At 63.7% G+C, this 23391-nt stretch carries 26 protein-coding genes and 1 pseudogene; 9 read left to right on the forward strand and 18 right to left on the reverse strand.

What is annotated here, in order from left to right:
- Positions 1-141: 141 nt before the first annotated feature.
- Positions 142-840 (forward strand): GntR family transcriptional regulator, encoded by a 699-nt coding sequence (locus RAH32_RS17000; RefSeq protein WP_306609460.1) that lies wholly within the window; start codon positions 142-144, stop codon positions 838-840.
- A 115-nt stretch (positions 841-955) separates the two neighbouring features.
- On the opposite strand, the gene RAH32_RS17005 is transcribed toward RAH32_RS17000, so the two are convergent.
- Complete coding sequence (locus RAH32_RS17005) at positions 956-1099, reverse strand: hypothetical protein (protein WP_306609462.1); 144 nt, start codon at positions 1097-1099, stop codon at positions 956-958.
- 87 nt (positions 1100-1186) lie between these two features.
- Here RAH32_RS17005 and RAH32_RS17010 point away from each other — a divergent pair, with 87 nt between their 5' ends.
- Positions 1187-1318 carry a hypothetical protein gene (locus tag RAH32_RS17010; RefSeq protein ID WP_306609464.1) on the forward strand — a complete coding sequence of 44 codons (132 nt, stop codon included), beginning with the start codon at positions 1187-1189 and terminating at the stop codon, positions 1316-1318.
- A 37-nt stretch (positions 1319-1355) separates the two neighbouring features.
- On the opposite strand, the pseudogene RAH32_RS17015 reads toward RAH32_RS17010, so the two are convergent.
- The 14 genes and pseudogenes from RAH32_RS17015 to RAH32_RS17080 all read right to left on the reverse strand — a co-directional run.
- A pseudogene (locus RAH32_RS17015) lies at positions 1356-1607 on the reverse strand (serine hydrolase); the annotation flags it as partial.
- Positions 1559-1984, reverse strand: coding sequence for a DUF6220 domain-containing protein (locus RAH32_RS21575; protein ID WP_373429729.1), 426 nt, complete (start codon positions 1982-1984; stop codon positions 1559-1561). The gene RAH32_RS21575 and the pseudogene RAH32_RS17015, both read right to left, overlap by 49 nt.
- 72 nt (positions 1985-2056) lie before the next feature.
- A complete protein-coding gene (locus tag RAH32_RS21580; protein WP_373429730.1) occupies positions 2057-2512 on the reverse strand; it encodes a hypothetical protein in 456 nt (151 codons plus the stop codon).
- Between the two features lie 229 nt (positions 2513-2741).
- A complete protein-coding gene (locus RAH32_RS17030; protein WP_306609468.1) occupies positions 2742-3434 on the reverse strand; it encodes an RraA family protein in 693 nt (230 codons plus the stop codon).
- Entirely contained in the window at positions 3434-4123 is a 690-nt protein-coding gene (locus RAH32_RS17035; protein WP_306609470.1) for an alpha/beta fold hydrolase, read from the reverse strand. The genes RAH32_RS17030 and RAH32_RS17035 overlap by 1 nt, the downstream gene beginning before the upstream one ends.
- 25 nt (positions 4124-4148) lie before the next feature.
- The gene (locus RAH32_RS17040) at positions 4149-5138 is read right to left on the reverse strand and encodes a nuclear transport factor 2 family protein (RefSeq protein WP_306609471.1); all 990 of its coding nucleotides are present in this window, start codon (positions 5136-5138) and stop codon (positions 4149-4151) included.
- Positions 5135-6160 carry a LacI family DNA-binding transcriptional regulator gene (locus tag RAH32_RS17045; RefSeq protein WP_306609473.1) on the reverse strand — a complete coding sequence of 342 codons (1026 nt, stop codon included), beginning with the start codon at positions 6158-6160 and terminating at the stop codon, positions 5135-5137. Before RAH32_RS17045 ends, RAH32_RS17040 begins: the two co-directional genes overlap by 4 nt.
- Positions 6157-6921 carry an SDR family NAD(P)-dependent oxidoreductase gene (locus RAH32_RS17050; protein WP_306609475.1) on the reverse strand — a complete coding sequence of 255 codons (765 nt, stop codon included), beginning with the start codon at positions 6919-6921 and terminating at the stop codon, positions 6157-6159. The genes RAH32_RS17045 and RAH32_RS17050 overlap by 4 nt, the downstream gene beginning before the upstream one ends.
- Positions 6918-8228, reverse strand: coding sequence for a histidinol dehydrogenase (gene hisD, locus RAH32_RS17055; protein WP_306609477.1), 1311 nt, complete (start codon positions 8226-8228; stop codon positions 6918-6920). Before hisD ends, RAH32_RS17050 begins: the two co-directional genes overlap by 4 nt.
- A gap of 9 nt (positions 8229-8237) precedes the next feature.
- Positions 8238-8744, reverse strand: coding sequence for an ester cyclase (locus RAH32_RS17060; RefSeq protein WP_373429731.1), 507 nt, complete (start codon positions 8742-8744; stop codon positions 8238-8240).
- Entirely contained in the window at positions 8741-9820 is a 1080-nt protein-coding gene (locus RAH32_RS17065) for an ABC transporter ATP-binding protein (RefSeq protein WP_306609479.1), read from the reverse strand. Before RAH32_RS17065 ends, RAH32_RS17060 begins: the two co-directional genes overlap by 4 nt.
- 4 nt (positions 9821-9824) lie before the next feature.
- Entirely contained in the window at positions 9825-10709 is an 885-nt protein-coding gene (locus tag RAH32_RS17070; protein ID WP_306609481.1) for a carbohydrate ABC transporter permease, read from the reverse strand.
- A complete protein-coding gene (locus tag RAH32_RS17075; RefSeq protein ID WP_306609482.1) occupies positions 10706-11734 on the reverse strand; it encodes a carbohydrate ABC transporter permease in 1029 nt (342 codons plus the stop codon). The genes RAH32_RS17070 and RAH32_RS17075 overlap by 4 nt, the downstream gene beginning before the upstream one ends.
- 120 nt (positions 11735-11854) lie before the next feature.
- Positions 11855-13111 (reverse strand): ABC transporter substrate-binding protein, encoded by a 1257-nt coding sequence (locus tag RAH32_RS17080; RefSeq protein WP_373429732.1) that lies wholly within the window; start codon positions 13109-13111, stop codon positions 11855-11857.
- Positions 13112-13298: 187 nt separating this feature from the next.
- On the opposite strand from RAH32_RS17080, the gene RAH32_RS17085 reads away from it, so the two are divergent.
- The 4 genes from RAH32_RS17085 to RAH32_RS17100 all read left to right on the forward strand — a co-directional run bounded on the left by RAH32_RS17085 (position 13299) and on the right by RAH32_RS17100 (position 16836).
- Positions 13299-14387 (forward strand): nuclear transport factor 2 family protein, encoded by a 1089-nt coding sequence (locus tag RAH32_RS17085; protein WP_306609484.1) that lies wholly within the window; start codon positions 13299-13301, stop codon positions 14385-14387.
- 98 nt (positions 14388-14485) lie between these two features.
- Positions 14486-14680: a hypothetical protein gene (locus RAH32_RS17090; protein WP_306609486.1), complete on the forward strand. Its 195-nt coding sequence runs from the start codon at positions 14486-14488 to the stop codon at positions 14678-14680.
- A complete protein-coding gene (locus RAH32_RS17095; RefSeq protein WP_306609488.1) occupies positions 14677-15690 on the forward strand; it encodes a nuclear transport factor 2 family protein in 1014 nt (337 codons plus the stop codon). The genes RAH32_RS17090 and RAH32_RS17095 overlap by 4 nt, the downstream gene beginning before the upstream one ends.
- A 120-nt stretch (positions 15691-15810) precedes the next feature.
- On the forward strand, positions 15811-16836 hold the full coding sequence (locus RAH32_RS17100; protein WP_306609490.1) for a LacI family DNA-binding transcriptional regulator: 1026 nt from the start codon (positions 15811-15813) through the stop codon (positions 16834-16836).
- Here RAH32_RS17100 and RAH32_RS17105 read toward each other — a convergent pair.
- Positions 16833-17624 (reverse strand): HpcH/HpaI aldolase family protein, encoded by a 792-nt coding sequence (locus RAH32_RS17105; protein ID WP_306609492.1) that lies wholly within the window; start codon positions 17622-17624, stop codon positions 16833-16835. The genes RAH32_RS17100 and RAH32_RS17105 overlap by 4 nt on opposite strands.
- Before the next feature lie 210 nt (positions 17625-17834).
- On the opposite strand from RAH32_RS17105, the gene RAH32_RS17110 reads away from it, so the two are divergent.
- The 3 genes from RAH32_RS17110 to otnC all read left to right on the forward strand — a co-directional run bounded on the left by RAH32_RS17110 (position 17835) and on the right by otnC (position 20940).
- Positions 17835-18986 (forward strand): cupin domain-containing protein, encoded by a 1152-nt coding sequence (locus RAH32_RS17110; RefSeq protein ID WP_306609494.1) that lies wholly within the window; start codon positions 17835-17837, stop codon positions 18984-18986.
- Positions 18987-19063: 77 nt separating this feature from the next.
- Complete coding sequence (otnK, locus tag RAH32_RS17115) at positions 19064-20302, forward strand: 3-oxo-tetronate kinase (RefSeq protein ID WP_306609496.1); 1239 nt, start codon at positions 19064-19066, stop codon at positions 20300-20302.
- On the forward strand, positions 20299-20940 hold the full coding sequence (gene otnC / locus RAH32_RS17120; protein ID WP_306609498.1) for a 3-oxo-tetronate 4-phosphate decarboxylase: 642 nt from the start codon (positions 20299-20301) through the stop codon (positions 20938-20940). The genes otnK and otnC overlap by 4 nt, the downstream gene beginning before the upstream one ends.
- 85 nt (positions 20941-21025) lie before the next feature.
- Here otnC and uvsE read toward each other — a convergent pair whose 3' ends face one another.
- Both uvsE and RAH32_RS17130 read right to left on the reverse strand, forming a co-directional pair.
- A complete protein-coding gene (gene uvsE, locus RAH32_RS17125) occupies positions 21026-22195 on the reverse strand; it encodes a UV DNA damage repair endonuclease UvsE (RefSeq protein WP_306609500.1) in 1170 nt (389 codons plus the stop codon).
- Positions 22188-23246, reverse strand: coding sequence for a single-stranded-DNA-specific exonuclease RecJ family protein (locus RAH32_RS17130; RefSeq protein WP_306609501.1), 1059 nt, complete (start codon positions 23244-23246; stop codon positions 22188-22190). Before RAH32_RS17130 ends, uvsE begins: the two co-directional genes overlap by 8 nt.
- Positions 23247-23391: the final 145 nt, after the last annotated feature.

Here is a 23391-nt window from a genome sequence, read left to right on the forward strand (position 1 = left end):
GGCATGAGGGTCAGATCTTTCCTATATAAAATATAATCGTTGATATACTGTCAAGATTATATTTAATCTGCTTAAACGTCCTGCGTTGACCCTGTCCAGGCGACGCGACACAGTGACGCGAAAAAGGGAAAGCAAGGGCAGATGTCCAAGACAGATCAAGCCTATGATGCTCTCAAGCGCGACATCCTGTCCGGCGCGCTGCTCCCGGACGAGGCCCTGACCGTGGCCACCCTGACCTCGCGCTATGGCTTCGGCTGGACGCCCCTGCGCGATTCGCTGTCGCGGCTGGAGGGAGAGAACCTGGTAACGCTGGTTCGCAACCGGGGCTATCGCGTTGCGGGCGCCAGCTTTGCCGAGCTGCGCGACATCCAGCATGCCCGGCTTGCCATCGAAACGCAGATGCTGCGGGATTCCATCCGCGGGGGCGACGACAACTGGCAAAAGCGCGTGCTGCTGGCCCATCGCACCCTGTCACGCGCCCCGGTGCTGAAGAAGGGAATGCCCGCCGCCGATTACGAACGGTTCGAAGTCGCGCACCAGGAATTCCACATGGCGCTGACCGATGGCGGCGACAGTGCGTGGCTTGGCCGTTTCCTGGGCCAGCTTTACGCCCAGGTCCGTCGCCACCAGCGGCTGGTCGTGCTGGGCCAGGCGGCACTGTCGGATCCCCGGACGGATGCCGCGCTGCTGGCGGCGCTGCATTCCAGTGCCGGCATCGAACACCACACCCCGCTGATGGACGCGGCCCTTGACCGCGACGAAGACCACGCCGTCAGGTTGCTGCAACGGCATATCGGGATCCTGGAAAGCCTGGAACCGGCAGATCCCTTGCGCGGATAACGGCCTTCCATCGCATGGCTGACGGTTTCTGAAGCAGGCCGTGGCCAGAAAGATCCCTGTTTTCGCCAATCACCGGGAAGATTGTCACGGCCGTTCGTGACCTTTGCGCAATTCTTCATACCGAGGCGATCTGCACTTGGCTCAGGATGTCCAGATGCATCCGCAACCGTCGTGAAATGTCGCCATCCCTGATCGGCAGATGATAGCAGTCGAACATCAGCCGCAGGTTGTCAGGCTTGGCCGTCTTGACAATCGACACGGCCTGGTCCGAGCCGTCAGGAAATAGCCGGGCGCATCATACCGGTGCAGCGGCTCGATCAGAACGATAAAGCCACGCGGGCGGGTCATGGCCCGCCAGATCGGCGCTGCGCTGAACGCGGCGCTGTGGGTCGCGGCGGCCGCCGACCCGGCCGCCGCCCTGCCCAAGGCACAGCACGCCTTCCGCCTGCTGGCCGAGGGGCTGCTGCGCCGGGACTGAGCGCGGCTCAGCGCGCCTCGATCTCGGCCACGATGGCCGCGCCGGTCTTGTCGCCGATGATCCAGCCTTCGGGCAGGCTCGCGCGGATCAGATCGTCGGCCACCTGGTCGGCGCGCATCCAGGCCTCCAGCTGCTGCTGCGACTGCGGGGACAGGACCGGGCCGAACAGCATCCGGTCCAGCGTGGCACCCATTGCCTCGGGGGTCGAACTGTCGCGCGGATCGCCCGGCGCGCCCTCGTTCAGCTCGGTCTCCCATCGGTCCAACCGGCTCTTCTCGTCGCCGATGGCCAAACGACAAATCCTGACAGGGCGCATAAGGTGGCATGGTGGACCGACCCAACTTTCCGCTGAACGGGCTGCGCGCCTTCGAGGCCGCGCACCCTGACGTGGCGCTGCGCATCTTCACCCACAACAACCCCCCACCGGCCGAACCCCCTCGGACATGGGACGCAGGTCACCCCATGCATCCCGATCGGCACGGGAACGGCCAGCAGCCCGCCGACGGCACCGTGCAGATCCCAGAGCCGTGAATCCCGAAACAGGGCGGCTCCGGCATGAGGAACTGCACCCCAAGGCCCTATGGCAACATCCAGGTGGCGACCTTGAACGAAGGCGGGGTGCCGTCCAGCGTTCCAGCGCCCCCGCATCGTCGGCTGAAACGGCATCGCGCTCGGCCGGTGTCAGCTCATCGACTTGGGCAGAGGGCGCGTGTGACCGGTCTGCGGATGTCTCGACATCTACGAACTGACGGCTCGCCGCCGTTTCAGGTGCGCAGCATGCCAGCACCAGTTCAGCGCGACCTCCGGGACCATCTTCGCCTCGCACAGACTGGCATTCGCCGACCTGTTCGGAGCGATCTGCCTTTCCGTGAACGCCTCGAAAGGCCTGCCGGCGGTGCAGATCTCATGGGATCTCGACGTGCAACTCAAGACGGCGTTCGTGCTCATGCACAAGCTACGCGAGGCCATGACGGCTGAAACGCGGGAAGCCCATCTGGCGGCGAGGACAAGGTCGATGGCGCCGCGTTCGGAGGCCACGTCCGACCGGGAAACCTGCAGAAGCAGCGGATCGACCGGCGGCGACTGGCCAATCGCACCGGCAAGCGCCTCGTGGTGGTCGTCTTGCGTCAGCACGATGGCCGGACACTGACCCGAAGCTTCCCTCGGAAAGCCCAGGGTGTGGACTTTCCGCAAGAGAGAATCCTACGGCTGCGTCCCATTGAAAACAGAAAGGATTGCCCTTCCATCTCGGCATCGCAGATGGCCCGCCGTTTTTCATGACGTTGGTCCACTTTATAGCCGTAATGCCGGATTACATCATTAGCATCGTGCCTCGGCAGATGACGGAGAGTGGACGTGACCCCTCTCTTGTCCAGTGGCGCCCAGGTTGTTGGATGGGATGCGCAGGAAGAAGGATGCGGCATTAGGTTCTCGCCTGCTCAAAAGCACTCCAGGCGCGTTCGAAGGCGGCGAAGTCGAAGCCTTCCCGTCGTGCTGGATCCAGCACCAGACGCTCGGTTTCCTGCAAGGTCGCAATGGCACCGGCCAGGGCCGGGATGACTGCTGGCGGGACCACGACAGCGCCATGGCGGTCGGCATGGATCAGATTGCCCTGCCGGACCTCCAGCCCCATCACCCGGACCGGCTCTCCGACGCTTCGGACATGGACGAAGCCGTGGCTCGGGCCGATGCTGCCGGCCATGATCGGAAAGTCCCTCGGCAAGTCGCCAAGATCGCGCACGACCCCGTTCGTCAGCGCGCCGGCCATTCCGAATGCCTTATGGATGGTGGCATTGACTTCGCCCCAGAAGGCGCCGACGCAATGGGGATAGTCGAGATCCTCGATGACCGCGACGGACGGCTTCGGCGCGTCATGCATCGCCTTGTAATAGGCCATGCGCCGCGCGCGGACGATGTGAGGCGCTTCGTCCGGGGGGACTTTGCCAGCGATTTGAGCTGTTACGGCAAAGCCCACCAACGAACGTCCTGGCTGGGTGCTGATCATGGTGCCGCGGGTGAAGGCGTCGAAGCCGCGCCTGCCCTGGACAACCTCGATGGCATTGCAGACGGTGGGGGTATCGACCCGGCCCAGCAGTTCCAGCAGTGCGTTGTCCATCAGTCCTCCAGCCAGCGGTGCAGAGCCGCCGTGGTTTCGTCGGGTTTCTCCAGCGGGGGCAAATGCCCGGCGCCCGGGATCATGACCAATCGCGACTGCGGCATCAGGCGGTGCATCAGGTCGTGGCGGTCGCGTGGGCAAAGCCGGTCCTCGGTTCCGGCCAGCACAAGCGCGGGGCCGGTGAACGACGCAAGCGCCGCCTGCCGATCCGCGCGATCGCGCAGGGCGCGGGACTGGCGGGCGAACACCTGCGGGCCAAGGGTCAGCGCCATGTCCATGCACAGATCAAGGATCGGAGCCGGATCGGGATGCGGCGCCAGATAGTTCGGGATCATGTCGTCGCCCATCACCGACGCCAGTTCCCCGGAAAGCGCGCGGTCGATCTGCGGCTGGCGGCGCGCCTGCATCTCGGGCAGTTCGGCGCGCGGATTGGTGGACAGCAGCGCCAGACGCTCGACCCGTTCAGGGGCGCGGGCGACGATCTCCATCGCGACGATGCCGCCCATCGACAGGCCCGCCAGTGCGAAACGCGGCGGGCTGCGGCGCAGGATGGCATCCGCCAGTGCGGGAATGCTGTCGGCATCGTCGGGGATGGCATTGATCACCCGGCGGGGATGCAGGGCGGCCGGAATGCTGCCCCACATGCGGGCATCGCACATCATGCCGGGGATCAGGACGACGGGGTTCATCCGGCCCGCCCATGCCGCTGCGGCGTCATAGGTCACCTGTGTGAAGCAGGATCTGCTTCCAGATCGCAATTTCGTCGAAAAGCGCGAATTCCCGCCGCAACCCGATGCCATCCGGCCCGAAGGGACCGTATTCCGCATGGGCCATGCCCATCACATGAACGGCCGCACCTGTTGGCGCCCCGAACATGCCCCAGCCGTCATGGCGACCGGTCAGTGACCAGCGGATGGCGGCGCGAGGCGGCATCATCGGGCCGTCCATCCCGATTACGTGATGGATCGCGAAAGTGGCCGACGGGAACGAGGAGCGCAGGCCAAGCCAGCTGTCCGCCACCGCCCGCGCGCTCAGCAGACTGCGCCCGCCGGCATGTTCTGCCAGGACTGCCCGGTCATAGCCGTGGATGACATGGGCAAGATCGCCCCGCATGATCCGCGTCAGGGTTTCGGCATACCGCTGGCCCCAGGGGTTGTCGTTGCCGCGCCCCAGGTAATCGCCCTGCATGTCCAGTTCCGGCGTCAAGGGACGACTGGCCTTCTGCGGACCGCCTTCGCGGGCGATCAGGCTTCGTGCGAAGTCCTGCGGATTTCCCCCAAGCTGCCGGATCAATCCGCCGTTGTCGCGCACCAGCCATTCATCGAAGATCGTGTCGGCGCGTGCCGCGCAGTCAGCGATGACCCTGATCTGGAACCGTCGCCCTGTCGCAGGTCCGAACCAGCCGTCGCCCCTGTGCGTGCCGGTCGAGATGATGCGGTGTGACGACAGGTATCCGGTCGCGTCATCGCCCGACCAGATCACGTCCTCGCCAAACAATTCGCGATCGGGGAATTCATGCAGTGTTGCCATGGTGGCCGCGATGACGCCCTGGTTGCCGCGGGCCACCCCCATGGGCGTGCGAACCGGAATGTCACTGCTGTAGTAGTCGTGGAGGGTCGCCACGCCGCGATCCTCCCAGATTTCGCGGGTGATCCCAAGGATGTAGTCAGGAAAGTCGTTCCAGCGGTTCGAAAACCCCTTCATGCGGTATATCCTTCTGGCAGGCGAGCGGAGGAGCGGACGACAAGCGGTCCGTCGATGCGGGTCTTCACAGGGCCTGCGCGGCCCTCGATCTGGCCAAGCAGCGCCTCGACCGTCATTTCGACCATGCGGTTCACCGGCTGGCGGATCGTCGTCAGGTCATAGGCGGGCCAGGCCGCGATGGGCACATCGTCGTATCCGATGACGGAAACATCCCCGGGCACGCGAAGACCCATCGAAAAGCGCAGGACGTCCATCACCGCAAAGGCCATGTGGTCGTTGCCCACGAAGATCGCGTCGGGACGATCCTGACCAAGGAAAAGATCCCTCGTCGCCGCGGACGCCCTGTCGCGCGAATAGGCGCCGTCGATCATGGAATGGGGCTCCAGCCCGGCTGCGGCCAGGGCCTGACGAAACCCCTCGGCGCGGTCCCGCCCGGTCGAGGCGTTCTGCCAGCCCATGATATGAGCAATGCGCCGGTGCCCTCCCTGGATCAGGAATTCGGCAGCCCGCCGCCCGCCTGCCACGTTGTCCGAGGTCACTTCGACCAAATCCGCATCGTCCTGGCCCCGATTGAACAAGACCAGTGGAATTCCAAGCGCCTTCAGATGCGCGGTAAGATCGTTGGTCATGGCGACCGATGCGGCGACGATGCCATCGACCCGATAGTCGGTCAGTTCACGGATCACCTCGGCGACCTTGATCGTCGAACTTTCTGCCATGAAGACCAGGATGTGATAGCCACGTTCCTGCAAGGCGCGGGACAGCTGTTGGATGACGACGGGGTAGAACTGGTTTTCCAGATAGGCCACCACCAGCCCGATGATGCGGGTGCGCCCGGTGATCATCGCCCGTGCCAGCAGGTCGGGGCGATAGCCCAGTTCGGCAGCGGCGGCCCTGACCTTCTCGATCGTCCGGGGCGAGGCCGAGGCGCCGGGGGTGAACACCCGGCTGACTGCCGACTGGCTGACACCCGCCAGCCGCGCAACATCCATGGCCGTGATCTTGTCGGGATGATCGCTCATTCCGCAGTCCATCCGCCATCGACGATCAGATGCGTGCCCGTCACCATGGCCGAGGCATCCGAGGCAAGAAAGACCACCGCGCCCATCACGTCCTGGATTTCGCCCAGGCGGCCCAGCTTGATGCGCGACAGGATCCAGGCCCTGCGTTCGGGAATGGCAAGGGTCTGTTCGGCCAGGGGCGACCGAATGAAGGTAGGGCAGATCGTGTTGACCCGAACGCCGCTAGTCGCCCATTCCAGGGCCATGGCCTTTGTCATGCCCTCCAGGGCGTGCTTGCTGGCGCAATAGACCGTGCGGTCCGGCCCGCCGACATGACCCATCTGGGACGAGACATTGATCAGCGACCCCGGCCGCCCGGCCGCGATCAGGCCGCGCGCCACCTCGCGCGTCAGGAAATAGGCAGCCCGCAGATTGAGCGCCATGGCGGCGTCATAATCCTCGGGGGTGGTGTCCAGGGCGGGGGCATGGCGCGCCATGCCGGCCGAATTCACCAGGATGTCGAAAGGACCGGTCGCGGCAACCGCGTCGGCCGTTCGCGCAAGATCGGTGATATCCAGCGGCAGGGCATGGGCCGCGCCGCTTTCGGCCTTGATCGCGTTCCGCACCTTGTCCAGTTCATCCGCCCGCCGCGCCGCCAGCCACACCTCGGCCCCGGCCTGGGCCAGGGCCGCGGCGGCGCCCAGGCCGATGCCCGATGTGGCGCCCGTCACAAGTGCCCGGCGGCCGTCCAGCCGGAAAGACGGGGTGCGGGGCAGCATCATTCGGCGGCTACCCCATAGGGCACATTGCGTCCGCCATAGCGCCGCACCCGGATGTTGCACTGTTCGGCATGGCCAACGAAGCCTTCGAGCATGCACAGCCGGGAACCATAGGCCCCCACCATCGCCGCCGCCGCATCGGTGGTGATCTTCTGGTAGCTGTGGGTCTTCAGGAACTTGCCGACCCACAGCCCGCCGGTATAGCGCCCGGCCTTCTTCGTCGGCAGCGTATGGTTGGTGCCGATCACCTTGTCGCCATTGGCCACGTTGGTGCGGGGGCCGAGGAACAGCGCCCCATAGCTGCGCATGTGTTCCAGGAACCAGTCGTCGCGATCGGTCATCACCTGCACATGTTCATAGGCCATGTCATTGGCGACGCGCAGCATCTCCTCATGGCTGTCGCACAGGATCACCTCTCCGTAATCCCGCCAACTGACGGCGGCGATTTCAGAGGTGGGGAGGATTTGCAGCAGGCGGTCTATCTCGGCCAGGGTCGCCTCGGCCAGGCTGCGCGAGGTGGTGATCAGGCAGGCGGGAGAGTTGTAGCCATGCTCAGCCTGACCCAGAAGATCGGTCGCGCAGATCTCGGCATCGACCGTGTCGTCGGCAATCACCATGGTTTCGGTCGGGCCGGCGAAGAGGTCGATCCCCACCCTGCCGTAAAGCTGGCGCTTGGCCTCGGCGACAAAGGCATTGCCCGGCCCAACCAGCATGTCGACCGGCTTGATCGTTTCGGTGCCGATCGCCATCGCGCCGACTGCCTGAACGCCCCCCAGCACAAGAATTTCATGCGCCCCGCCCATGTGCATCGCGGCCACGATGGCCGGGTGCGGCTCGCCCTTGACCGGCGGGGCCGAGGCGACGATGCGCGGCACACCGGCGACCGAGGCGGTCAGCACCGACATATGCGCAGACGCGACCATGGGAAACTTGCCCCCCGGCACATAGCAGCCAACCGATTCCACCGGGATGTTGCGATGCCCCAGGATCACGCCGGGCAGGGTTTCCACCTCGATATCGGTCATGCTCGCGCGCTGCGCCTCGGCGAAACGGCGGATCTGGGTCTGGGCGAAGCGAATATCTTCCATGTCGCGGGCCGACACCTTCTGCACCGCTGCTTCGATCTCGGAGGGGGAAAGACGGAAGCTGGATGCCACATAGCCATCGAATTTCCGGGCCAGGTCGCGGATGGCGGCGTCGCCACCTGTCTCGATATCCTTCAGGATCGTCTCGACCGTGGCGCGGACCCGTGCATCGTCCTGCGTCCGCTCGGCGTCCGGCTTGCCGGCCTTCAGGTGGTGGATGGCCATGTCAGAACCTCATGCAGTCGTGTCGGGATGGGGCGGGGTCTTCTCGCCACGGTCGAAAGCCTCCCACCCCTCGCCCTGGAAGATGTCGCGGCCCAGCTGGAACAGCACATGAGCTAGATCGACGGAAACCGGATTGTCGGCGATGCGGCCCTCGGCCACGCGCCAGAAATCCATGTAGGGGATGCGGACGCGCCTGCCGGTGGGGGCAATGCCCATGAAGGGCCCGGAATGGGTCGCCTCGATATGGCCGAAGCAGGCCGCCCAGTCCCCGTCCGCAAGAAATTTTTCGGTCTTGTAGACACGATCCGTGAAGGCCGCGCGCAGCGGCAGCTGCCAGTTGCGGCGAAACTCGGCGATGCCCCGCTTGGTGCCGGAACCCTGATTGCCGCGCCACAGGAAATCCTCGTGAAAATGCGCGGCCATGTCGTCCGACCCGGCGCCAAGGGCGGCTTCCATGCGATGGATGACGTCAATGGTTGCTTTAGAGCGCGCCACATGCGCTTCGGCCTCGGTCATGCCGTTTCCTTTCCTGCCGGCACGGTGCGGCGGTCGATCCGCTGCCCGGTGGTTGGGTCGAACAAATGGCAGATGCCGGCCGGCACATGCGCGGCGATGGGATCACCGATCTGCGCCGAGAAGTTCTTGGCCGCCCTGATGGCAACAAGCGCGCCGCCGGCTTGCACCGTCGCCATCGAGGAATCTCCCAGAAGCTCCATCGAGTAAACGGGGGCCGCGATCTCTCCGGCGGGTGCAAGGCCGGCATCCTCGGCGCGGAAGCCAAGGGTGACCTTGCCGTCGGAAACCCCGGCGAAACCGGGGATGCGGACATTGGCCGCCTCGAACACGCCGCCGCGTATCTCGCCCGCGATCAGGTTCATGGCCGGGCTGCCGATGAAGCCTGCAACGAAGGTGTTGGCGGGCCGGTCATAGATCTGCAACGGGGTGCCGATCTGCTGAACCTCGCCCCTGCTCATGACCACGACCCGGTCTGCCAGGGTCATCGCCTCGATCTGGTCATGGGTGACGTAGATCGTCGTGGTCTGCAATTCGTGGTGAAGGTTCTTGATCTGCGCCCGGGTCGAGACGCGCAGCTTGGCATCCAGGTTGGACAGGGGTTCGTCCATCAGGAAGACCTTGGGCTTGCGCACGATGGCGCGGGCAAGGGCCACGCGCTGCCGCTGCCCCCCGGAAAGGGCTGCGGGCTTGCGCTCCAGAAACTCGTTCAACTCTACGGCGGCGGCTGCGCGCATCACCCTGTCATGATGCTCGGCCTGGGGAATGCCCCGCACCTTCAGCGGGAAACGGATGTTTTCATAGACGGTCATCGTCGGATACAGCCCGTAGGACTGGAACACCATCGCGATGTCGCGGTCCTTCGGCTCCAGGTCGTTGACGCGGCGTTCCCCGATCATGATGTCGCCCTCGCTTGCGTCCTCAAGCCCGGCGATCATCCGCATGGTGGTCGTCTTGCCGCATCCCGAAGGCCCAAGCAGCACAAGGAATTCGCCGTCGTTGATGTCGAGGTTCATGGGCTTCAGCCCGACGAAGCTGCCCCAACGCTTTGACAGGTTGCGAAGCTGGATACGGGCCATGGGTTCAGCCTTTCACGGCGCCGGCGGTCAGGCCGCTGACGATCTGGCGTTGGAAGAACATCACCAGCACGAACAGCGGCGCGGTGACCGATACCACGGACGACACCGCGAACATCACGTTGCCCGCCGTCTGGGTCGTGCCGAGGAAGCTGGCGATCTTGGGGATCATGGTCTGGTTTTCCTTGGAAAGAAGCATCGCCGTGACAGCGAAGTCGTTATAGGCGAGCAGGAACGAGAAAAGCCCGGTGGTGATGACGCCCGGCCACATCACCGGAATGATCACATGACGGAACGCCTGGAAGCGTGAACAGCCATCGACCATGGCGGATTCGTCCAGTTCCTTGGGGATGTTGCGGAAAAAGCTGGTCAGCATCCACAACGTGAAGGGCTGGTTGATTGCCACCAGAACGATGATCGCTGTCGGAAGGTGCCCCCACAGGTTCCATTCGAAGAACGGCAGCAGATAGCCGGAAACAAGCGTGATCGGCGGCATGGCGCGGAACACCAGGGCGACAAGCAGCAGCCAGAAGGCATAGCGGTAAGGGGACCGCGACAGGGCATATCCGCCCAGGGTGCCGAAGGTCAGCGAGATGCAGACCACCGCCACCACCACGATCAGCGAATTCAGCGCGGCACGCCAGAATTCCTCCTGGACCCACGCGCCGTAGTAGCCGTCACCCGTCATGCTGCTGCCGGTCTGTGCCTGCGTCAGCGGGCCGGTGATGGCGTTCATCCAGTCGGCCTTGGAAAAGAAGTCCCCCTCGACCTTGAAGCTGCCCCAGAGCGTCCAGAGGAACGGAAAGGCGGCGACGATCAGCCACAGGATCAGAAATCCGCTCAGCAGGATCTGAAGTGTGGCGGGGCGTCTGTCGGCGATGCGGGTGGTCATGCTGCGCCCTTTCCGAAGCTGCGCCAGGTGCGGACTAGGACGGGCGACAACAGCACCACCACGCCCAGGATGGTCAGGACCGATGTGGCCGCGGCCGAAGACAAAAGCCGCGTTTCGCCGCCGAGGTCGGAATAGATGAAGTAGCTTAGCGACTGCGCATGGGCCGAGGCGCTGAAGCTGACGATCGGTTCGAACACCCGGAAATTGTCCATGATCTTGATCAGCGCCATGAAGGTCGTCAGCGGCAGCAGATGCGGGATGACGACAAAGCGGATCCGCTCCCACCGGCTGGCGCCGTCGATCATTGCGCTTTCCAGCGTGTCCTGCGGCACGGTCTGCAGGCCGGCGTAATAGATGACGAAGGCGAAGGGGGCGGTGGACCAGATTCCATAGACGATCAGCATCGTCCACATCAGCGGCGTCGAAGCCTTGACCGAAAGGTTCGGGTCACCTGCCATCATCTGGATCACTGCGCCTAGAATGCCTCGGGCGTCGACCATCCAGAACAGGATCAGCGCCCCCACCAGCGGCGTCACGATCATCGGCAGAAGCGAGACGAAGATCATGGGTCCCCGGAAGAACCGCGGCACGGCATTCACCGCCAGGGCGATCAGAAAGCCCAGCATGATGGCAAGCGGCGTGACAAGCAGCGTATAGGTCAGGGTAAAAGCAAGAGCGCCATAGAAGGGCAGGTTCAGCAGCTGGCCCAGGAAATCAACCGGCCCGGACGAACGGTTCCAGAGCGCACCGATCTCGGACAAGGCCAGATGGTTGCGGTCTGCATAGATAGCGGCCCCGACATAGCGGCCCATCGGTTCGGCTTCTCGCAAAGCCTGTGTGGCCTCCTGGTCGATCTGTGTGGCCTTGGTGCAGCCGAACACGCTGCAGTTTTCGACCTCGCGGATTACCTGCTCGTGCGGCGCAAAGACGGACTGCGTCACGACCGAGAAAATGGGCAGGGCGATGAACAGAAACATCGCCGTTGCCGAAGGCAGGAAAAACCACAGGAATGTCCGGTGCTTCATGAGCGTCGGCTTTCGCGGTTGGGGAGACCGGGTTGCCTGATGAACAGACGGCCCAGGATGCTCTGACAGGTGATGGGTCAGGGGACCGGCCTCGGCAGATGCCGTCCCCATCCTGCATGTCTACTGGAGGAAGCCCTTTTCGCGGGCAGCGGCAGTATACGCCGCTTCGATGTCGGACAGCGTGGTGGCCGCATCCTCCTTGCCGGTCAGGAAATCGGCGATGTTGTCACCAAGCGCCGTGTGCAGCAGGCCCATATAGGGCAGAGTGGGATAGGGTTTCGTTCCGGCCTCCATGGTCTTTATGACCCCCTGGTTGACTTCGGCAGGCATATAGCCGTCGATCATCCAGACCGCCTCGATCATGGTGTCATCATTCAGGATGGCAGGGCTGGAGCCTTTTGCCATCGCGACAAAGGTCGCCGCCGCATCCTCGTCGGAAATGTTCTTTGCCACGGTCCAGCCGTCCCACCACAGCGTGGTTGCGGGAGTGCTGCCGCCAGCCACCGTCAGCGGCCCGGCGACCTTGGTGTTTTCATAAACTTCGGGCGGCGCGCCCTCGTCATCGGTCAGAACGCCGGTGCGCGACCCCCAGAAATTCATCAGCGCGGTATTGCCCGCCTCCCATTCCGCCGACGTGGCATTCGAATCATGGGTCAGGAAATCGGGGTTCATATAGGCCGTCAGCGCCTTCATCATCTCGAGCGCGGCGATGCCTTTTTCGTTGTTGATGGAAACCTCTGCGGTGCCGGGTTCGAACAGCTCTCCATCCATCCCGAAATACATGTTCACGAATTCAAGCGCCAGGTTCCAGCCGGCCATATAGGCGCCGCCTAGCGGATATTGCATGATCCCCTCGGCGCGAATCTTTTCTGCGGCGGCCAGCATTTCCTCGTACGTCCGGGGCGGCTCGACCCCGATCTTTTCCAACACGTCCTGGCGATAGACCAGATGCTGGGCATTGGCCATGAAGGCTACGCCCATGACCTTGCCGTCGATGGTCACAAGCTGGTTCTTCGCCAGATCCTGCCCGTGGGCCGCCACCAGATCGTCCAGCGGGCGAATGACATCCTCGTTCATCAGGGCCATGATGGACGAGGTCGAGATGATCGCCGTTGTGTATTCCGCAGGATTCCCCTGCATCCCGGGGACATTGATCTTCTGGTGATCGGCCGTCAGGTTGGACTTCACCGTGACACCGTCGCCGGCGCATGTCATGGCCTCGCGCGCCACGGTCTGGATGGCGGGGAATTCGTTCCCGATGATGGAGACGCGGCCGGCGGGAATACCGCAGCCTGCCATGGCGCCCCCTGCCCCGCCGGTCAGGGCCGTCGCGCCCAGCAGCGTCATCAATGCCAAGCTCCGCATGGAAATGGTCATCTAAAGCTCCCTGTTTTGTCTTGGTTGTTCTGGTGTGATTACCTTGGGCTGCCCGGCGCTTCCCGGCCGATTCCGCAGCGTCATGACCGACATCACCCAATTCGCATTCGAATGCAAGAAAATTCTTGCAAGCGTATGCACAGCCTGTCAGACCTTTTGTGGTCTGTTGCATGCAGAAGGAGCGCAGATGCTGACCGAAGGTTTTGACCCGGATGCCTCCCCCTCAGAGCAGTTGCGGCAATCGGTGCTGGAGAGGCTGAGACTTCTGGCGGAAGCACCCCAGTCGGGTCTAGAGGCCGCTTTATCGCAGTTGGTCGCCCCTGACATGCAGTGGTACGCGTCGCATCCCATGAACGGGATGATCGGAACCGATGCTGCGTGTGCGCATATCTGGCGTCCCCTGACAGCCGCCTTCCCCGATCTTGAACGGCGCGACACGATCTTCCTCGGAGGCTGTTACCAAAGCAGGACGATGATCGCCGCTCTGGGGCATTATTGCGGCACGATGCAAGGCGACTGGCTGGGCATTCCGGCGACCCGGAAGGCTGTTTACCTGCGCTTTGGCGAAGTATGGCAGATCGGTCTGGATGGTCGCGCGATTGCGGCCTACTTGCTGTGGGACGTGCTGGACATGATGCGCCAGGCGGGCGTCTGGCCGCTTGCCCCATCACTGGGAATAGAAGAAGCATGGCCCTGCCCCCTTGCTGTCGATGGCGTGCGGCTTGCCCCTTCGGATGCCCGGCAAGGACTTGCCAGTCTTGAGCAGACCTTGCAGATGCACAAGGCCTTGGCACAGCATGACGACCGGAACGATCTGTCGCGCGAAGGGCTGCTGTCCATGCCGCAGCGCGATCACTGGCACGACAGGATGATGTGGTATGGACCTGCGGGAATCGGCACAACGCGGGGACTGGATGGGTTCGTGGACGGCCATCAACTGCCGTTCCGAATCGCCTTCAGCCGTCCGCAGGGCAGCTTTCAGGAAGTGACCGCCGAACGCGCCCGACATGGAGCTGGTCACTATATCCGCATCGGCGACGGGCCTTATTCCGTGACGGGCGGCTGGCCCTCGGTCTATGCCCGGCATACGGGTGGCGGTTTCTGCGGGATGCCCCCCAGCGGGAAGCCAGTCTTCATGCGCGTGATGGACTTTTATCATCATCACCAAGGCCTAATCCGCGAGAACTGGGTTCCCCTGGACATGCTGGATCTGCTCCGCCAGACCGGATTTGACGCTTTGGCACGCATGAGAAGCATTCTTCGCCTGCCCCGCTGACCCGGCCCATCTTTTATGCATTCGAATGCAATAAAATGTGGACAGAAGGCTTCTTATCTGCAAGCACTTTGAGGATGGCAGCATGACAGGAGGGGATCATGGACCAGTCTGACGAAGCGCATCACCATGCAGATGATGGGCCGCTGACTTGCAAGCGCAAGGGCGCCTGCTGCGGGCGCTGCATGAACAACGACGGCCCAGAGGCTCGCGCCGCCGGACCGGACCACGAATCACGGGTTCGCAAGGACCACGATTTTTTCATTTTCCAAGAAGGACGAAAGACGGGGACATGAAGGGTTTCGATGCGAAGTGGCGGGATGTTCCGCATTTCATCAACGGTCTTACCCAGCAGATCTGGGAAGACCGCCATATCGGCAGCCTGCGCCGCCACTATGCGCCAGGACTGATCGTGCGTTCGCCCGCTTCGGTCGTCATCGACAATACCAACGTCATTGCCGCCACGATGGCCACCCTGGCCGAATTTCCCGATCGCGAACTGCCGGGAGAGGATGTGATCTGGTGCGAGGATCCTGCGGGAACGACTGCCGACTCGGACGCCTTCCTGTCGTCGCACCGTCTGATCTGCTGGGCACGGCACAGCCGCCCCGGTGTATATGGGGCACCGACGGGGAAGCGCGTGTCCTATCGCATTCTGGCCGACTGCGCGATCCGGGACGACGCGATCCACGATGAATGGCTGGTGCGCGACCAATCCGCTATCGTGCGGCAACTGGGGTTTGACGTTGTCGAATGGACCCGCGACCTGATTGCACGGGAAGGCGGGCCTGACAATTGCGTCCGGCCGATGACGCCCGACAACGACGTGGCTGGCCCCTATACCGGCCGCGGCAATGACAATCAATGGGGCCAGCGTCACGCCGATATCCTGAACCGGATCATGGCGGCGGACATGGCGGCAATTCCTGCCAATTACGACCGGGCCTGCAACCTGCATTATCCTGGCGGCGAAGATGTCTATGGACGTGCCGAGGCCGATCAGTTCTGGATGGGCTTGCGCGCCGCCTTTCCCCATGCCGAGTTCCGCATCGACCATGTCATCGGCCGAGAGGATCCGCTGATGCCGCCCCGATCTGCCGTCCGCTGGTCGCTGTGGGGCAAGCATTCGGGCTGGGGTCGCTTCGGCACTCCGACGGGGGCGCAGGTCTATATCATGGGCATCAGTCATGTCGAATTCGGACCCTTCGGCGACGACGGCGAGCCGGTCATACGCAATGAGTTCACTCTGATCGACGAAACCGCTGTCTGGAAACAAATCCTGCTGCAGACCGGCGCGCATGACTGACAGGCTTCGCGGCGGAAAACCTTCGTCGCGGGTCCGTCCCATCCGGTCGTTGAGGATGTCCTGAATATATTGTCTAAGACTTCGGGGCGCAGCTGCGAAACAGCCTTGACAGGGGGATGCATGGGTGCAGATCGGAAACCGTTTCAGCGCAGGGCGACCTCGTATGACGTGGCGCGCGCGGCCGGGGTCGCGCAATCCACCGTGTCCCGCTGCTTCAAGGACGACAGCGGCATCTCGCCGGAAACACGCGAGAAAGTTCTGCGGATCGCATCAGAGATGGGCTATGCCCGCAATTCGCTGGCACGATCACTGATCACGCGAACGTCGAACATGGTGGGCGTGATCGTCACGGAATTCACCATGCGGAACAACCCCGAGCTGGTCTATTCGCTGGGAATACAGCTGCGCGCCTCGGGGATAGGCCTGATCCTTCAGGTGATCGAAAACGACCATGCGATTTCCTCGATCCTGCGTCAGGTCCTGGAATTTCCGCTGGACGGCCTGATCTGCTGTTCAGAAATGCCGCCCGAGGATGTGGCGCGTTTCGTGTCGCGCGGGATCCCGCTGCTGTTCTTCAACCGCATCATCGAGGCTGCGCATGTGGATTGCCTGGCGCTCGATCATGCCCAGGCCGGACGCACCGTGGCGCGGGTCCTGCATGAAGCGGGGCACCGGGATTTCGCTTGTGTCAAGGGGCCTGAAGGCGCGCCGGTCAGCAAGCTGCGGGCGGACGCCTTCCGCGATACGTTGAAAGACCTGGGAATCGCGGATGTTCCCACCTGTGCGACTGACTTTTCCTATGACGGGGGCAGGCAAGGGTTTCTGGACCTGATCCGCGACCGCAAGCCGCCGGACGCGGTTTTTTGCGCCAATGATCAGCTGGCTTTGGGGGTGATGGACGCCTGCCGCCATGACCTGGGGCTGGATGTGCCCGGCGACATCTCGATTGTCGGCTTCGACGACATCCCCGAGGCGGGTCGCCCAAGCTATCTGCTGACGACGGTGCGCCAGCCCATTCCCGACATGGCCGAGCAGGCAATGCGGCTGTTGATGGAGCGCATCGCGGCGCCGCAGCTGCCGGCGCGCAAGATGCTGCTGACGGGCGAATTGATCCGCAGAACCTCCGCCCGTCTTGCCCCAGCCTAGTATCCGGTGCGCGTTCCGCGCACGCCGTCGGTTCCTCGCGCCCGCGCGGCTTCGGTTCGGGCTGCCCTGGACAAAAGCATCGCGTCGTTGCCGGGCGTCACCATGGTGAAGCCCTGATCCGCCCGCATCGCGGCAGCCTCGCCGGACGAGCAGAAGATGCCCGCCGCCTTTCCGGCAGCGCGACAGGCATCGACGATCCGGGCGATCGCGTCCTTGACGACCGGTTCTTCCGACTCTGCCTGGGGCGCCACGCCAAGCGCCAGGCAAAGATCATTCGGCCCGACATATATTCCGTCCAGACCCTCGGTCGCGACGATGCCTTCGAGGTTCTCCAGTCCTTCGGCCGTTTCGATCATCGCCAGGGCAACGATTTCCGAGTTGGCGTGCTGGAAATAGTCCGAACCTCCATACAGCGCGCCCCGCGCCGGACCGAACGAGCGGTTGCCGGCGGGCGGATAGCGACAGGCGCGGGCGAAGGCACGCCCATCCTCGACGGTCGAGACCATCGGACAGATCAAACCATAGACGCCGGCATCCAGAAGCTGATTGACAAGCGCCAGATCGTTGCGAGCCACGCGCGCAAAGGGAACGGCCGGAGTGGATGAGATCGCCTGGAACATCGCCACCGCGCTGTCGAATCCGATCATGCCGTGCTGCAGGTCGACCGTCACCGAATCGAACCCCTGGTGGCTCAGAACTTCGGCCGCATAGGACGACGGGATCGAGGCCCAGGCATTCACCGCAACCCCGCCGGATCGCCATATTTCCTTGATATTATTCGCTCTCATTAGCAGCTCTTGCCTTTCTTTCTTGTCTTCGTCTTGTTGCTTTCCCAGCGGAAGGCCAACAGAAAAGAATTGTGCGCATTCGAATTCTAAAGTAGTTTGCATTCGAATGCATCTGGAATTGGTGGAAGCCCTTCCTTTTCATTGACCCCGTGCCGACTGCTTCATCCCGGATGCTGACCACTCACCTCCACACTAGCAAGGATCTCCCTCGTGCCCGACGTTGTGACACTCAGCCCCGAAGATAGCCGCAAGCGCCATGTCCGCCGTGACGACATGGTTCCCGAGCGGGTGGCCTTCATTGACTGCAAGATGCCCGGTTCTCATCTGAAAGAGAATTATTCGCTGATCGGCCCCGGCGTGACCCAGTCCAAGGAGCAGAAGGTCTGTCTGTCCGAACCCCATGGCTTCAGCCTGGGGGTTGCGGCGATGCCCGCGGGCATCACCAACAACCTTCATGTCCACTATACTGCCGAAGTCTTCATGATCTACAAGGGAACCTGGCTGTTCCGCTGGGGCGCCGACGGCAAGGATGGCGAGATCATCGGCAACCCTGGTGATATCGTCAGCATTCCCACGTGGATCTTCCGCGGCTTCTCCAATGTCGGCGACGGTGACGGCTGGATCTTTACCGCGCTTGGTGGCGATGATACCGGCGGCATTCTGTGGCACCCGCGCATTCTCGAGGTGGCGGCGGAACATGGGCTGTATCTGACCCGCGACAACATGATGGTGGATACCCAGAAGGGCCAGCCCAAGCCAGGACCAGACGAACTTCTGGAACCGATGACCCGCGAACAGATCGACAGCCTGCCCAAATATTCCATCGAGGATATGCGCCGCAACATCGTCACCAAGGCCGAGCGCAATTTTGCCCCTGCCCTGCTGGACAGCCATCTGCCGGGTCACGGGGCCGAGATTGCGCCCGTCGCAGGCCACGGCATCTCGCAGAACCGCGATCATGTCCCGCCGATCACCTATCCGCAGGGTCTGTCGCTGGAATGGGGCCGCATTCCCCAGGGCGGCATGATCGGCCGGCATCTGCTGCACGAGAAGCAGGTGATGATCGTGTTCTCTGGCACTGTCGAGGTGGCGCAGAACGAAGGTGCCGAAACGGTGACCCAGACGGTGGCCTCGCAAGAGCTTTATTCCTTCCCTGCCGACACTTGGCGCGAAATCAGGAATGTCGGCACCGAACTTGCCGAATTCGTCCTCATCACGGCGGGCGACCACAAGAAGCGGATCGTCTGGTCCGAGGAGATCCAGCAGGCTGCCGCAAAGGCGGGTTACGCGATCGACCACAACGGCTATGTTGCGCCGCTGGATCTGCTGCCCTACAAGGTTCGCAACCGCTTTGGTCATTGAGGTGGGGCGATCGCCCGGATGATCGGCAGCGGCGGAACATCGTCCGCCGCTGCGCATCCACAATCCGCAGGAATCCTATGTTCATAGGTGCCATTGCCGACGACTTGACCGGTGCGTCCGATCTGTCGTTGGTTCTTTCGCGAAGCGGGATGAAAGTGGTTCAGGTCGTGGGCATTCCCGCGCCCGATCTGGCGACTGGCGACGCCGACGCAGTCGTCATTTCGTTGAAAAGCCGCACGATCCCCGCTGCCCAGGCGGTCGAGCAATCGCTGGCTTCTGCCCGTGTGCTGCTGGCGCTTGGGGCGCAGCAGATCATATTCAAGTACTGCTCGACCTTCGATTCCACCGACCAGGGCAATATCGGACCCGTGACCGAAGCCTTGATGCAGCTTCTGGGCGAGACCCGGACCATCGCCTGCCCGGCCTTCCCCGCCAATGGCCGGCGTGTCTATCGCGGGCACCTGTTTGTCGGCGACCAGCTTTTGTCGGAAAGCGGGATGAAGGATCATCCGCTGACCCCGATGCGCGATGCCAACCTGCCCCGCGTGCTGCAACGGCAATGCAACCTTCCGGTCTCGCTTGTTCCGCATGAAGTGGTGGCGGATGCGGCAGCTTTGCAGGCGGCCCTTGATCGGCTGGAGGGGATCGCCGTTGTGGACGCCCTGACGGATGCCGACCTTCGTGCCATCGGTCAAGCGGCGCGGAACATGCGGCTGGTGACGGGCAGTTCGGGCGTGGCGCTTGGCCTGCCCGACAACTTTCTGCGCGGTGACGTGCGATCTCCAGGCCCCGCCCTCCGGGTGTCCAAAGGCGGGGCGGTCATTCTTGCCGGTTCCTGTTCCGGGGCAACACGGGGGCAGGTGGCAAAGGCGCTTGCGGCGGACGTTCCCGCGTTTCGCGTCGATGCGATGGACATTGCCGAAGGGCGTATCAGTGTCGCAGAGGTGCTGGATTTCGTGCTTTCCGCGCGCAGCGGGACCCCGCCCCTGGTCTATTCCAGTGCGAATCCCGCGTCGGTGCAGGCGGTCCAGTCCAGGCTTGGCCGGGACAGGTCGGGAAGCCTGGTCGAGGAGTTCTTTGGCACGCTCGCTTCCGACTTGCTGCGGCAGGGCGTGAACCGGTTTGTCGTGGCAGGGGGAGAGACCTCGGGCGCCGTCGTGACCGCATTGCGGGTGCGCGCCTTGCAGATCGGACCGGAAATCGCACCGGGCGTCCCTTGGACCTGCACTCCAGACAGGAAACTGGCCCTTGCCCTGAAATCCGGAAACTTCGGCGCCGATGATTTCTTCCTGAAGGCATGGGATTTGCTGCCGTGACCGGGGTCATTTCAGAAGCGACCAGAACGCGCGACCTGATTGCCCAGGTGGGCAGATCGCTGTTCGACAGGGGACTGACACCCGGTTCGTCCGGCAATATCTCGGTCCGGCTGTCGGATGGCTCGATGTTGATGACGCCCACCGGCGCCTCGCTGGGCAGGCTTGACCCGGCCCGGTTGTCGCATCTGGATGCCCGGTGCAATCACCTGTCGGGCGACAAACCCACGAAAGAGGCCTTCCTGCATTCCTGCATGTACTGCCGCCGCAAGGATGCAGGCGCGGTGGTGCATCTGCATTCAACTCATGCCGTTGCCGTCAGCATGCTGGCCGGTGTCGATGCTGCTGATGTCTTGCCGCCGCTGACTGCCTATTATGTGATGCGCGTGGGACGCCTGCCGCTGATCCCCTATCATGCGCCAGGCGATCGGGATCTGGCCTTGGCTGTCGATGCGCAGGCGGAACGCAACCATGCAGTCCTGCTGGCCAACCACGGGCCGGTGGTCGCAGGAGCGTCGCTGCTCGATGCGCAATATGCCATGGAGGAACTCGAGGAAACTGCGAGGCTGTTTCTGCTGCTCGGCGATCGATTAATCCGACCGTTGACGCCCGACCAAGCGGATGCGTTACGAGGTCCGTGAGGTTTTCGGCAACCTGTCGCGCAGCATCGACAAACGCCGGGCCAGTTCCTGAGCCTTCCCGACATTCTTTCGCGCTGCACAGGCTTCAAGTGCTTTCTGGCGTGGGCGCGTCCAACGGCTCGCCCTCGTCCACGTCCGGCGTATCCTCGGCCTCGACGCTGTCTTCCAGCATGTCCCCGGTATCGTCCAGGCCGGCTGCATCGTCGGGGCCGACGCCAAATCGGCCGGCCACGTCGGGGGCATAGCGGAACAGGTCGCCACGCAGCTTCAGAAGCGACAGGTCCTTGGTCTTGGCTTCCAGCATTACGTCGAAGTCCAGGCCCTGAGCCTCGCGCATGAAGGTCGCGAATTCGAAGGGGTTGGTGAAATCCGCATGACCCGTCCAGATGGGCGGCAGCAGCACCGTCTTGAAGCGAGAGGTGGGTTTCACGACATCCTTGGTCAGCGCGCCACCACCGCTTGTCCCCTGGGCCTTCAGGGCCGCGCGTTCCTTGTCCGTCACCTTGCGCTTGATCTCGCGCAGCTCGGTCCGGGGCGAGGAAAAGTGGATCTTCGGCCGCACGCCTTCGGGCCAGGACCGGACAAAGCGTTCCAGCGTCGGGCGCAGCGCCAGCCCCTCGGGGTTGAGGCACCAGAAATGCTGGTAGTCGAAGATCAGCGGCACACCGCAACGGTCGTGGATCCACAGCACGTCGGCGGCGGAAAAGCGGATGTCGTCGTTTTCCAGCACCAGCCGGCGGCGGACATGGTCGGGGCATTGGTCATAGCCCTCGATCCAGCGGGCGCGGCTGGCCTCGCGGTAGTCATAGACGCCGCCGACATGGGTGACCAGCACGCCTTCCGGCCCCATGCCCATGCGGTCCAGCATCTCGGCCTGCGAGGAGAGATCCCAGATGCTTTTCGTCGTCAGGCCTGCATCGGGGCTGTTCAGCAGCACGAATTGCGATGGATGAAAGGACAGCCGGATATCCAGGTCGCGCGCCTTGCGGCCAAGCGCCGCCAGCTCGGCATCGCTTTCGGCCACCATGGTGTGGAATTGCGGCATGTCCGGGTGCGTGGCATAGGGCGCAAGGTCCGAGGACAGGCGATACATGTCGATCCCGACCTCGACCAGATAATCCAGGATCGCGTCCACATATTCCAGCGACGTCTTCAAATGCGGGTTCTGCTGCCAGCGGCGGGTATCATTGCTTTTCATGCCGGGTCGTCCCATCACCTTGACGGGAAAGCCCAGGCGCAGCGGCCGATCAGTCATGCACAATCTCCTCGGGGAAGCCGATCCTGGCGGCGAAGTCGGCCCAGTCGGCGGGACGCAGCGCGCCGCCCGTGGCCTGGGCATGGCCGCTGCCATATTCCGGGCCCGCGCCGGGGGGGCGATGATCGGCCAGAAAGCGGATCAGGTCCGCGCCGGTCGCGCTGCGGGCGGCAAAGTGGACCCAGCCCGGACGATAGCCGGTGTTGACGGCCAGCACGATCTTGTCCCGCAGCCTGCCGCGCCAGGATTGCGCGACCAGCGGATGGATCTGGCACGGCGATGAAAATCGGATCAGCGCGATGTCGCCCCGAACCTTGGGCGGCGCACGTCGGGCGAACTCCAGTTCCGCCGCAACCTCGGCCCTTGCCGCTTGCAGCAGCGCGGTTTCGGGATGGCCACCCTTCAGCAACTCCTTGGGCGAGGCGCATTTCATCAAGAGCGCAAGCGCCGGGCCGGCATCGGCCCGGGCCGTCCGGCGCGGCGCGTTGACCAGCGACACTGCATCCCGCAGCGCCGTCTTGCCATATCGGGCCTGCGCTTCCGCCAGTTCGGGGAAACCACCTTCCGCCATGTCGCCGATCAGCCCCAAGGCGGCAAGCCACAGCAGGTCGCAGGCCTCGCCCAGACCCTGCGCGCACCAGAAGGCCAGCAGCGACGACGTCGGCTCGGGCGTCCAGCCGTTGCCAGAGATCACCGCCGCCCCGCCCGGGGTGCCGGTGGGCACGTGATGATCGACCAGGACCGTGGGCGTGCCCGGCAGGATGTCGCCGTCCCGGACACCAAGATCGGCGACGACCAGTCCCCCGGGCCGTCGCCCCTCCAGCTCCTCGCGCAGGGCGGGCGACCAGGGGTTTTCGCCTTTGCCGGTGATGCGGACTTCGACGGGGCGGCCGGCGCGTTCCAGGGCCTGCGCCAGGATCGCCACGGCAGACAGCCCGTCGGCGTCGAAATGACCCAGCACCAGCACGGGCCGGTCAGGTGCGAAGCGGTCAACAACCGTGCGAAAGGCAGCGGCCACATCGGCAGAGGTCTGGGGTCGGTGGCCGCGCATGGTTCTCCAACGCGGCAGCCGGCCTCGGGTTTCACGCGCCCTCCCTGGGCGGATACCCATCATGTTCCGATCAGCGCATGGCCTGCCGATCCGCCACTTGCCGTCAGCCGGGGTGAGTTGTGGCGCCCCCTGCCCTCAGGTCGAG

Source organism: Paracoccus yibinensis (genome assembly GCF_030846195.1).
GTDB lineage: Bacteria > Pseudomonadota > Alphaproteobacteria > Rhodobacterales > Rhodobacteraceae > Paracoccus > Paracoccus yibinensis.